This is a genomic window from Clostridium sp. AF37-5 (assembly GCF_003477605.1).
Lineage (GTDB): Bacteria > Bacillota > Clostridia > Lachnospirales > Lachnospiraceae > Eubacterium_F.
On the sequence record NZ_QUDR01000020.1, the window covers coordinates 45,396 to 56,489 of the forward strand.

9 protein-coding genes are annotated in these 11,094 nt (G+C 39.9%); 6 read left to right on the plus strand and 3 right to left on the minus strand.

Features of this window, described 5'->3' with window-relative positions:
• The first annotated feature begins 84 nt into the window (after positions 1 to 84).
• Positions 85 to 1,392, plus strand: coding sequence for a DUF4143 domain-containing protein (locus DW019_RS11810; protein ID WP_118443541.1), 1,308 nt, complete (start codon positions 85 to 87; stop codon positions 1,390 to 1,392).
• A 73-nt stretch (positions 1,393 to 1,465) separates the two neighbouring features.
• Here DW019_RS11810 and DW019_RS11815 read toward each other — a convergent pair whose 3' ends face one another.
• Together DW019_RS11815 and DW019_RS11820 are read right to left on the minus strand one after the other, a co-directional pair.
• Positions 1,466 to 3,610, minus strand: coding sequence for an alpha/beta hydrolase-fold protein (locus DW019_RS11815; protein ID WP_118443543.1), 2,145 nt, complete (start codon positions 3,608 to 3,610; stop codon positions 1,466 to 1,468).
• Between the two features lie 22 nt (positions 3,611 to 3,632).
• The gene (locus DW019_RS11820; RefSeq protein ID WP_118443545.1) at positions 3,633 to 4,982 is read right to left on the minus strand and encodes an alpha/beta hydrolase-fold protein; all 1,350 of its coding nucleotides are present in this window, start codon (positions 4,980 to 4,982) and stop codon (positions 3,633 to 3,635) included.
• Positions 4,983 to 5,433: 451 nt separating this feature from the next.
• Here DW019_RS11820 and DW019_RS11825 point away from each other — a divergent pair, with 451 nt between their 5' ends.
• The 4 genes from DW019_RS11825 to DW019_RS11840 all read left to right on the plus strand — a co-directional run bounded on the left by DW019_RS11825 (position 5,434) and on the right by DW019_RS11840 (position 8,881).
• Positions 5,434 to 6,501: an Rpn family recombination-promoting nuclease/putative transposase gene (locus tag DW019_RS11825; protein ID WP_118443547.1), complete on the plus strand. Its 1,068-nt coding sequence runs from the start codon at positions 5,434 to 5,436 to the stop codon at positions 6,499 to 6,501.
• Positions 6,502 to 6,515: 14 nt separating this feature from the next.
• Positions 6,516 to 7,547, plus strand: a complete 1,032-nt coding sequence (locus DW019_RS11830; protein WP_118443549.1) for an Rpn family recombination-promoting nuclease/putative transposase — start codon at positions 6,516 to 6,518, stop codon at positions 7,545 to 7,547.
• Positions 7,548 to 7,647: 100 nt separating this feature from the next.
• Positions 7,648 to 7,857 (plus strand): hypothetical protein, encoded by a 210-nt coding sequence (locus DW019_RS11835; protein WP_022376531.1) that lies wholly within the window; start codon positions 7,648 to 7,650, stop codon positions 7,855 to 7,857.
• A 79-nt stretch (positions 7,858 to 7,936) separates the two neighbouring features.
• Positions 7,937 to 8,881, plus strand: coding sequence for a DMT family transporter (locus tag DW019_RS11840; protein WP_118443551.1), 945 nt, complete (start codon positions 7,937 to 7,939; stop codon positions 8,879 to 8,881).
• Here the strand turns inward: DW019_RS11840 and DW019_RS11845 are convergent.
• Entirely contained in the window at positions 8,874 to 10,217 is a 1,344-nt protein-coding gene (locus DW019_RS11845; protein ID WP_118443553.1) for an alpha-amylase family glycosyl hydrolase, read from the minus strand. The two genes, DW019_RS11840 and DW019_RS11845, sit on opposite strands and share 8 nt — an antisense overlap.
• A 293-nt stretch (positions 10,218 to 10,510) precedes the next feature.
• Between DW019_RS11845 and DW019_RS11850 the strand changes: the two genes are divergently transcribed.
• Positions 10,511 to 11,094, plus strand: a 584-nt coding sequence (locus DW019_RS11850) for a PD-(D/E)XK nuclease family transposase (RefSeq protein ID WP_182431123.1), incomplete at its 3' end; no start/stop codon positions are given.

Consider the following 11,094-nt stretch of genomic DNA (forward strand, 5'->3'; position numbering starts at 1 on the left):
ATGAAAGTGCCGAAAAATTTAAAATACGCTTGCGAAAAGGCGTGAACACGTGTAAAATATAGTTAATGACGAGGGGGAATCATTATGGATTATATAAGAAGAATTGTTGATGATGTGATAGATCAGAGGACAGAGGCTTTTAATGCAGTTAGTATAACCGGCCCAAAGGGATGTGGAAAAACAAGGACAGCGAAAGAGCGTTGTAAAACTGTTATCGAATTTCAGGATGAAGATAAAAGAGAAGGTTACATTGCTGTGGCAGAAACAGCACCAAAACTATTCCTAAAAAATCCAAAACCGATTTTGTTTGATGAGTGGCAGGATGCGGTAAAAATTTGGGGTACAATAAGGAAAGCCTGTGATGACAATCCGGAGAATGTGGGGGAGTATTATTTGACGGGGTCAGCGAGTAAAAAAATTAATACACCGCATACGGGGACAGGAAGAATTACAGAAGTTACCATGTACCCTATGACATTATTTGAAACAGGGGAATCTAGTGGTGCAATATCTTTGTCAAAAATCTTGAATGAGGAGAACTATGATATTGATGGTATCATGTCTGATTTAAAATTAGAAAACTTATTCTTTGCTGCTTGCAGAGGTGGTTGGCCAAGGTGCATGGCATTAACAAAGGATACTGCGAAATTAGAAATTGCAAAAGATTATTACAGACAAATTTATCAAAAGGATATATCGGCTATCGATGGAACGAATAGAAATCCTGAATGGGCCAGAAGTCTATTGTGGTCATATGCCAGAAATATGGCTACAACAGCTAAAAGAAAAAATATCTTTGCAGATGTAAAAGCAACTCAGAATGTTACGGATGCTACGCTTGCGTCGTATATTGATGCATTAGAGGCATTGTTTGTGGTCAAAGATATTGATGCATGGACTCCACATCTTCGTTCCAAAACGGCAATTAGAGCTGCAAAAAAGCATATATTTATTGATCCTTCCATTGGTCTTGCTGCATTGGGAATTAACCCGAATTATTTTATAAATGATTTGGATTTGTTTGGACACGTATTTGAAAATATGGTATTAAGGGATTTGTTGGTCTATGCTGAGAAACACAATGCACGTCTTTTACACTACACGGATGATACAGGATTAGAAGCAGATGCGGTATATCAGATGCCTGATGGAAGATATGCACTTATTGAAATAAAAATAGGAGTAAATAAAATACCGGAAGCTGAGAAATCGCTATTGAAATTCAAGGATGTTATTCAAAAATACAATCAAAAGGCTTTGGCAAGTGAAAGACATCCACGAGATGTATATAGAGAACCTTCAGCGTTAATTGTAATTTGTGCAAATGCGAATATGGCGTATACAACAGATTCAGGGGTAAAGATTATACCTGTTGGTTGTTTAAAAGACTGAAAAAACAGTCGCTTTGATTTTAAGCAAGGCGACTGTTTTTTTACATGGTGATATTTTTAACCTGTGTACAAATTTATTTACACGGAAAAGCCCGCTTCATTAAATTATACAATCCGTGCAGATAAACGACATTTTGGTGGCCGCCACCTCCGCGGTTTACAGCATCTCCGCCCATGGTTTCATAATAAATGTGCGGAACATTATTTTTTTCCAAGGCCTTATGGTAAAGGATAGGATTGTTACCTACCGTTGTGTCATTTTTCCCTTTTACAATCATAACTAACGTGTTTTCTTTATAAGCATCCGGCAGTGTGAAAGTATCTTCGGTAAAAATCCCTTTTTCTGCACTATATGGGAGAACGCCCGGAGCGGGACAAAAGGCACCGATATAACCAAATTTATCCGGATGTTTAAATCCTGCATTCAAAGCTTCTCTGCCACCCATTGAGAATCCCCAGACGGCTGTATTGAGACGTCCGGTTTTGACGCTGTAATGTTTGTTAATAGCAGGCATTAAGCAGTTTACGATATCATTGACACAGTTATCATAGGCGTCATAGGTTTCTTGGCTGTAACCGTTTCCCTGACCGGATTCATTTGCACAAATATTAGGAAATACCATAATGACTTCATCCATTACATCATTGGCATAGCCGTTCCAAACAACATCTGTGGCACCATCTTGAGCAAGATTATAGATGCCCCAGCCATAACCGTGTAAACCGTAGACAACCGGATATTTTTTCTTTGGATTGTATCCATCCGGAAGTCCAACTAAGGCTTTTCTTGTCACTGTTTTTCCTTCTGCTACAGCAGTGGACTCGTATTCGAATTCCTCCGTTGTTCCTTTTACTCCATCTTTTCTTAATGCACCTGCCGGAACGGTTACATTTGGTTTGAAAATATTTTTCATAAAATTGTAGAAACCATGCTGGTAAACTGCTTTTTCATGGTTGCCACTGCCGCTGCCGCTTGGATCACCACCCATCGTTTCGTAGTAAACATGAGGTGTGTTTGTTTTTTGCAGAGCCTGATGATACAAAAGTGGGTGCTGTTTTACAACATCATCTTTAAATCCTTTTGTTATCTGTACATAAGTGTCATTTAAATATTCGCTTGGCAGCGTAAATGTGGAATCCGTATAAAATCCGGGTTCAGTAACTCCATTCATCGTGTAAGGCAAAAGACCCGGAGCCGGACAAAAAGCACCAATGTAACCAAATAAATCCGGTCGCTCAAATCCAATTTGCAAACTTACACGTCCACCCATAGAAAAACCGCAGACAGCAGTATTTTCACGACCTGTCAGTGTAGAATATTTTTTGTTGATAGCAGGCATAAGGCATTTTGTTAAGTCATTGATAAAGTTGTCATAGGCTTTGTAATGCTCCAAACTAAAGCCGGTTCCTTTTCCTTCTTTGTTTGCACAAACATTAGCAAAAACAACAATGGAATCTTTCATATCATCATTTGCCATAGCGTTCCAGGCAACATATTGTGTATTGTCTCCGGTAAGAGAATATTCGTTACCGAAAATACCGTGCTGCATATAGATGACAGGGTATTTTTTTGATTCCGTGTATCCTTTTGGCAGTGCAACGCGTGCATGACGTTTTACTGTTTCGCCCTCTGACACTTCTGTAGAATCGTAGTAGAATTCTTCCAGAGTGCCACTGTTAGCCTCGTTTTTTTTCATGAATCCGGATGGCAGATCAGAATAATCCGGATTTTCTGTTGGACGTGGGGTGGCAGTAGGCTTCGGAGAGCCGGTTGGAGTAGGGGGCAGTGTTGGTGTGGCTGATGCTGTTGGTGCAGTCGTTGGTTTTTCACCGGTATTTCCGGAATTTGTGGCTGCCGGCTGCGCACTTGCGATCGACTTTCTATTTGATACTTTGCTCTTTATTATAATTGTAACGACCCCAATCTTCTTAGTTTTTTTCTTAAGTTTTTCCTTTACGGTAATTTTTGTTTTTCCGGCTTTTTTTGCGGTAACAACTCCTTTTTTGTTTACCGAAACTTTTTTGTTAGAAGCCTTAAATGTGTACTTCGCTTTTTTCTTTTTTCCCTTTATTGTAATCTTTTTCTTTTGTCCTACGGTTAATGTGATTTTTGTTTTTGCTAACTTTGCCTTTGCAAAAACATCTGCCGAGAACAACGGGTTCAGGGCAGATGCTAAAAGTGCAAAGGACAAACTGAAGCAGAGAAATGTTTTTTTCATGTTTCAGAATCCCCTTTCTTTTTTACTTGAAAATACGTTTTAAGAAATTATACAAACCATGATGATAAACGGTTGCCCAGTGGCCACCGTTTCCTTTGCCTGCAGGGTCGCCGCCCATTGTTTCATAGTAGGAACATGGGATGCCGGCAGCCTTTAGTGCATTGTAATAATTGGTTGGATTACTGCCAACAACTGTGTCGGTAGCACCTTTTGTAATCTGAATGTAAGTACTGTTTATGTACTCATCGGCAAGTTTTAAATCTGCCTTTGTAAGCATGTCACCGCCATCTAAAGCACCCGGTGCCGGGTTAAATAATCCGATACCGCTAAATAAATCAGGACGTCTTATACCAATGTTCAATGTCTCGCGTCCGCCCATAGAAAATCCACAAACCGCCGTGTTTTCTCGTCCGGTCAGTGTGGAATATTCTTTATTAATGGCAGGCATTAATACTTTTGTTAAGTCATTAATGATGTAGTCATAATAAGAGGCTGTTTTTGCATCTGTGTTAAAATTGCTTTTTCCTTCTTCGTTACAGCATACACATGGGTAAACGACGATACATTCTTTGACATCACCATTGGCAATGGCATTCCATACCACATACTGTGTACCTGCACCATCGTTAAGAATTCCGTTTCCGACCATGGATTCCGGCGTGTCGCTTAATCCGTGGAGCATATAAACAACCGGATATTTTTTTGCCTTTGAATAGTCTTTTGGAAGAACAACCATAGCATAGCGGTCAATTGGTGTCTTTTTTGTAGATTCATCGTCACTGATGTATTCTGTTGATTCATATTCAAAGCGTTCTACTTCTCCTTTGTTAGCCTGATTTTTTGCGGTATAACCTTTTGGAATATTCGAAAATTCAGGGTTCTCAGGAAATGGAGTAGGAGTGACTTTTGGAGTCGGTGTTGCAGTAGCGGTAGCGGTCGGTTCGGCAGTAGGTTCATTGCTCGGAGACGCCGCCGGGGTAGCTGTAACGACAGGTGTTGGCGTATTAAGTGCCGGAACTGTCGTGTTTTGTGCTATTTTCTTTTTGATAGTAACCGTAATGGTTCCCACCTTTCTTGTTTTTTTCTTCAACTTCTCTTTTACTGCAATTTTAACTTTGCCGGCTTTTTTTGCGGTGATAACGCCGGATTTACTTACGGAAGCTTTTTTGTTGGAAGCTTTGAAAGAATATTTTGCTTTTTTCTTTTTTGATTTTATCGCAATCTTTTTCTTTTGTCCAACGGTTAATGTAAGTTTCTTTTTGACCAGTTTTGCTTTTGCAGCCGCTGTTGCCGGAGTAAAGGCACTAAATGTCGATACGGCAAGCGCAAAGCATAAACCGATACTGATGGTTTGTTTTTTTAATATGTTCATGGTAACCCTCCTCATATAATCTTATGGTTATACTTTAGCATAGTGTGATTAGTATGAACATGATTTATCATGTCCAAAATATGAATTATTCACGCTTTTTGTAGAGGATGATTTGACTACTGTTCACTATTATGCAACAAATACGGAATTAACTCCGATTGATAAATGGATTGTAAAGATTCAATTGGAAGATTTATAAAAACTTTGAGCGTAGAACGCCCCTCCTATTGGTGGTGTCGTTTTACGCTCTTTTTATATGCCGAGATTTGGCTTGCTTGGCACGATTTAAGGTTCTTTTTGAGGGGCGTAAGTCGTCTGACAATTGTAAGTAAATATATTGACTTTGCACTTTGATTGTGCTAGTATATATACAAACAAGGGTGGGGCGCAGCAGATGTTCTCCTTGTAGTGATAGAAATAAAAGAATTTAGGTAATTAAGGAGGATACTGTTTGGGAGCAAAAGATTTAGCAGAGAAAAATTTACTACAATACAAAGATGTATTTTCAGACATTGTGAATGTAAACCTATTTGGTGGCAGATGTTATGTGTCGGCGGAAGAGTTGTCGAGAGAACCCGGCGAGTTGATTACGAAAGCCGTTTCAGATGAAAAACTTCGCCAGTTGCAGATGGATGTGCCGATGAAGTGTAAGAAGAACAACAGAAGTTTTTTCTTATGTTTGGAGAATCAGAGTGACAAAAATAACGTTATGCCAGTACGGGACATGGGATATCAGCATGCCAAATATATGGAGCAGATCAAGGAAGCGAAGGAAAGTAATCGGAAAACCGGCAATTATCCAAACCCGATGACAAAAGAACTTAATGATTCACAGAAATTAAGTCCGGTCATCACTCTGGTTTTGAATTACAGTCAGAATGAATGGGGAAAGCCAAGATGTCTGAATGATATGCTGGAGTTTCCGGAAGATATTGGTGAAGAACTTACAAAATGGATACCCTCGTATTCGGTTTGTGTGATTAACCTAGCCAGTCAGCCGGAAACGACAATTCGCCAGTATCAATCGGATTTTAAATACATAGTCCGTTACCTGTGCTGTGGAAACGACAGAAAAAAACTGGATGAATATTTCCAAACAACGGAGTTTCAGTTAGACCACCCGGAAGCTTTTTTGGACTGGTTGTCTGCGGTGACAAATGACAGGAGATATCGGAAAGCAAAAGAATTAATTGAGACAACAGAAGGAAAAGGAGGAAAAATCGATATGTGTGTATTGTTAGATATGTATGAAGAACGTGGAGAAGCGCGAGGAATAGAGAAAGGGATTGCGCAGGGAGAAGCACGAGGAATGAAGAAAGGAATTGCTCAAGGAGAGGCGCGAGGAATGGCAAAGGGGATTTCGCAAGGGATTTTACAAGGAATTTCACAGGGAATCGAGGAAATTAACGCATTGTACCAATGCTTGTTGGCGGATAACCGAATGGAAGATATACAAAAAGCAATCATGGATACAGACTACCAAAAAGAACTGTTACAGGAGTATGGGATTGGAGAGTAAGAGGAGGATACCATTTGGGAGCAAAAGATTTAGCAGAGAAAAATTTACTACAATACAAAGATGTATTTTCAGACATTGTGAATGTCAACTTATTTGGTGGCAGATGTTATGTGTCAGCAGAAGAGTTGTCGAGAGAACCCGGCGAGTTGATTACGAAAGCCGTATCGGATGATAAACTTCGGCAGTTACAGATGGATGTGCCGATGAAGTGTAAGAAGAACAATAGAAGTTTTTTCTTATGTCTGGAAAATCAGAGTGACAGAAACAACGTTATGCCGGTGCGCGATATGGGATACCAGCACGCCAAATATATGGAGCAGATAAAGGAAGTGAAGGAAAGCAATCGAAAAACCGGCAATTATCCAAACCCGATGACAAAAGAACTTAACGATTCACAGAAATTAAGTCCGGTCATCACTCTGGTTTTGAATTACAGTCAGAATGAATGGGGAAAGCCAAGATGTCTGAATGATATGCTGGAGTTTCCGGAAGATATTGGTGAAGAACTTACAAAATGGATACCCTCGTATTCGGTTTGTGTGATTAACCTAGCCAGTCAGCCGGAAACGACAATTCGCCAGTATCAATCGGATTTTAAATACATAGTCCGTTACCTGTCCTGCGGAAATGACAGAAGAAAACTGGATGAATATTTCCAAACAACGGAGTTTCAATTAGACCACCCGGAAGCATTTTTAGATTGGCTGTCTGCGGTGACAAATGACAGGAGATATCGGAAAGCAAAAGAATTAATTGAGACAACAGAAGGAAAAGGAGGAAAAATCGATATGTGTGTATTGTTAGATATGTATGAAGAACGTGGAGAAGCGCGAGGAATAGAGAAAGGGATTGCTCAAGGAGAGGCGCGTGGAATAGCAAAGGGGATTTCACAAGGGATTTTACAAGGAATTTCACAGGGAATCGAGGAAATTAACGCATTATACCAATGCTTGTTGGCGGATAACCGAATGGAAGATATACAAAAAGCAATCATGGATACAGACTACCAAAAAGAATTGTTACAGGAGTATGGGATTGGAGAGTAAGAGGAGGAAACAGCCATAGAACAAAAACCTTCTTCATTTTTCCTTGCCAAATTTTTTGTTCCGTCATATAATGGAAAAAAGAAAGGTCGGAGGATAGAGAATGACACCACAAGAGATTTTTGCAAAGAGTTTGGTTACTTACGATAAAACCAGTCGCTCGAATGATTCTTTTTATTATCATTTGCCATATCACAAGGATTATGATTTGTGCAACTGGAATCCGATGCGTATGTATAGTGGTAATGTAATTAAATATTATCAATATCATTTGTCCAAACCGGTAATCCTTTTTACGGATACTGATGAATGAGATAGTTTATGGCATCCTGTCTTCCTGAGGGGGTGCCATTTTGTTGCATAGAAAAAGGTGAAAGGGTAATATTGTATTTATGAACGCACAGAAGTTATTTTCAAAAAAATGGATTGTGTTTGCAACGGCGGTGTTGTGTACCTTGCTCTGGGGAAGTGCATTTCCCGGTATAAAAACCGGATACCGTATGTTTCGGATTGCTAGTCAGGACACCGCAGACCAGCTTATGTTTGCCGGTGCGAGATTTTTGATTGCAGGTATTTTGACTCTTTTGATTTCTTTTTTTGTGGAGAAAAAGGAGCATAAAAAGGAACGGAGAAAGCAGTGGCCGAAAGGACAGATTGTACTTGTAGCATTTGTCCAGACTGCTTTGCAGTACGTTTTTTATTATATTGGTATGGCGCACGTGACAGGAGTAAAAGGTGCAATTTTGAATGGGAGTACAGCGTTTTTTTGTGTGGTGACGGCATGCATTTTTTATCATGAATCAATTAATGGAAGAAAAATTGCGGGGTGTCTTTTGGGCCTTCTTGGCGTGTTTGTGGTAAATCTCGGAAAAGGGAGTATTGGCGGTTCGTTTTCCTTTTTAGGAGAAGGTTTTATGCTTTGTTCTGCTGTGTCATCGGCACTTGGCTCGCTGTGTAACAAAGAGGCGGCAAAGAAAATGGGACCGGTTACTCTTTGTGGGTGGCAGCTTATTCTGGGTGCGGTTTTGTTGATTGGTGTGGGTTTTTTATTTGGAGGGAGAATTTCGATTTTGGAAGTACCTGCCACCGGCTGGCTGCTGCTTTTGTATTTAGCATTCTTGTCGGCAGCAGCCTTTTCCCTATGGACTGTTTTGTTAAAATATAATCCGATGGGTAGAGTGACAGTTTTTAATTTCTTAATTCCGGTATTTGGAAGCCTCTTATCAGTTATTTTTCTGAAAGACAGCCTATGGAATGTAAATACGCTTTTTGCACTTTTGCTTGTATGTGCAGGAATTTATTTAGTCAACCGTGAACCAAAAAATATTTCTAAATAAGAATATCGCCGCCACATGCATCCAGTGTAATTTCAATTGAACCATTCTGCACCATATAATCTTTGCCGGATAGTGCACCTTTAAACTGTGTTTTTGGTCCCTGATACGGAATATGGAGAGTTGTCGACTGCTCATCGTTATTGACGGCTGTAATCACGTCTTCATTTTCATAACAGCGTGCAAAAGCATATTGGCGGTTCGTAAGAAGAAGTTCTTTGTATTCACCATAACACAATGCTTTTTGCGCTTGATGGATAGAACCGAGTTTGGCAATCAGCGCAGTCAGCGGATTGTCAGTCATTGCATCGGCATAGTCACTAAGTTCTAAGTGTGGTCGGAGTGAAGCATCGGAACCTTGTTCTTTTTTTCCTTCGATACCGAATTCGGAGCCGTAGTAAATAGACGGAATCCCCGGAAGTGTGTACATCAAAGTGTAGATTACGCCGAGATGGTCTTTGTTTATTATCTTACTTGCAATTCGCTCAACATCATGGTTGTCGGCGAAACTGTACAATTCCAAGTTCCGGTAATGGCATCCACCCATGTCATAAAGACGCTTTACTGTGTGTGCAATTTCAAAAAAGTTATGCTCGTTGCAGCCGGACCAAAGAGCTTTATTCAGGTTATAATTGGTTACAGAATGCAAAGTTTCCGAATTAACCCAGCGTGTATATTCGCCATGAATGACTTCGCCCATCAGCCAGAAATCCGGTTTTACTTCATTGGCAACCTGACGCATTCCCTTCATAAAATCAAAATCAAGAACATCTGCTGCGTCAAGCCGGATGCCATCAATGTCAAATTCAGAAACCCAGAAGCGGATTACATCGTAAATATAATCTTTTACCTGTGGATTCCACTGGTTCAGTTTTACTAACAGATTATAACCGCCCCAGTTATCATAGGAAAATCCATCGTTGTATTCATTATTTCCACCAAAATTCACATTGCAGTACCAGTCTTTGTATTGTGAATTCTCACGGTTTTTCTGCAGGTCTTTGAAAGCAAAAAAATCTCTTCCTGTGTGATTGAAAACACCGTCAAAGATAACCCGCACTCCTTTTTCGTGACATGTACGGACAAATTCTTTTAAATCGTCATTGTCGCCGAGACGTCTGTCGAGTGTTCGGTAATCCGTTGTTTCATAGCCATGTCCTACGGATTCAAAAAGCGGTCCGATGTAAATTGCATTGCATCCGATTTCTTTTATATGGTCAATCCATGGGAGCAGCTTAGGAAGCCTGTGGATAACCTCGCCATAATCATTCTGCGCCGGTGCGCCCGTTAATCCCAAAGGGTAAATATGATAAAATACTGATTCGTCATACCAAGCCATGTTTATTCCTCTTTTCTTTGTGAAGTATTTTTACTAAATTATTATAACATAAAATGCTACTGTAAAGAAGTCGTTTCGCGACTTTTTGTGGCGCGAAACGATGCTTGACATGACACATGCAACAATATATAATATAAATATCTAGAAAAGCAATGGTTCAGACTTAGTATCCAGATTCTATGATTATTTTATAAAAGACTCTTGCTTTATTCCGGAAAAAAGAATAGGGCAGGATTGTATATAAATGTTCCTGCCTTTTGTGACAACATCACAGGAAAGGAGGAAATGATTTTATGAATCAGACAATATTTGAAAACCTGCCTCAGAAGATGAATCTTATCAGTGATTTGTTTTCAAGAGTAGTGTTCCGAGACAAGGAGGCCTGCCAAGACTTAGTGAAGATTATTCTAGGAGAGGGATATGAGGTTACAGGGGTGACGTCGCAGTATGATATTACCAATCTGCAATTTCGCAGTGTGGTACTGGATATTCTAGCAGAGACGGCGGGAGAAGAGCCGATTCATGTGGAATTTCAGATATCCGATGATGACGACCATATGCGGCGTGTGAGGTACTGCAATGGAAGTATTGATACACACCTTTTACAGAAAGGGAAAGCGTATAAGGAACTGCCTGATGTGTACCATATTTATATTACAATGAACGATTTTATTGGAGGCGGTCAGACAGTGTATGAAATTTTTCGTACAGTACGTGACAGGGAAGGAACATACAGCACGCAGTATCCGGTGGAAAACGGAGTGCATGAGTTGTATATCAATTTGGAAATTCCATTGGATGATGGCAGTGAATTAGACCATTTACTGCGCTACATAAAAGAAACAACGGAAGAAAATGAAGATGCATGTTTTGGACA

Coding starts and splice junctions, on each gene's coding strand:
- DW019_RS11810 (WP_118443541.1), top strand. CDS start 85: ATGGATTATATAAGAAGAATTGTTGATGATGTGATAGATCAGAGGACA.
- DW019_RS11815 (WP_118443543.1), bottom strand. CDS start 3,610: ATGAAAAAAACATTTCTCTGCTTCAGTTTGTCCTTTGCACTTTTAGCA.
- DW019_RS11820 (WP_118443545.1), bottom strand. CDS start 4,982: ATGAACATATTAAAAAAACAAACCATCAGTATCGGTTTATGCTTTGCG.
- DW019_RS11835 (WP_022376531.1), top strand. CDS start 7,648: ATGACACCACAAGAGATTTTTGCAAAGAGTTTGGTTACTTACGATAAA.
- DW019_RS11840 (WP_118443551.1), top strand. CDS start 7,937: ATGAACGCACAGAAGTTATTTTCAAAAAAATGGATTGTGTTTGCAACG.
- DW019_RS11845 (WP_118443553.1), bottom strand. CDS start 10,217: ATGGCTTGGTATGACGAATCAGTATTTTATCATATTTACCCTTTGGGA.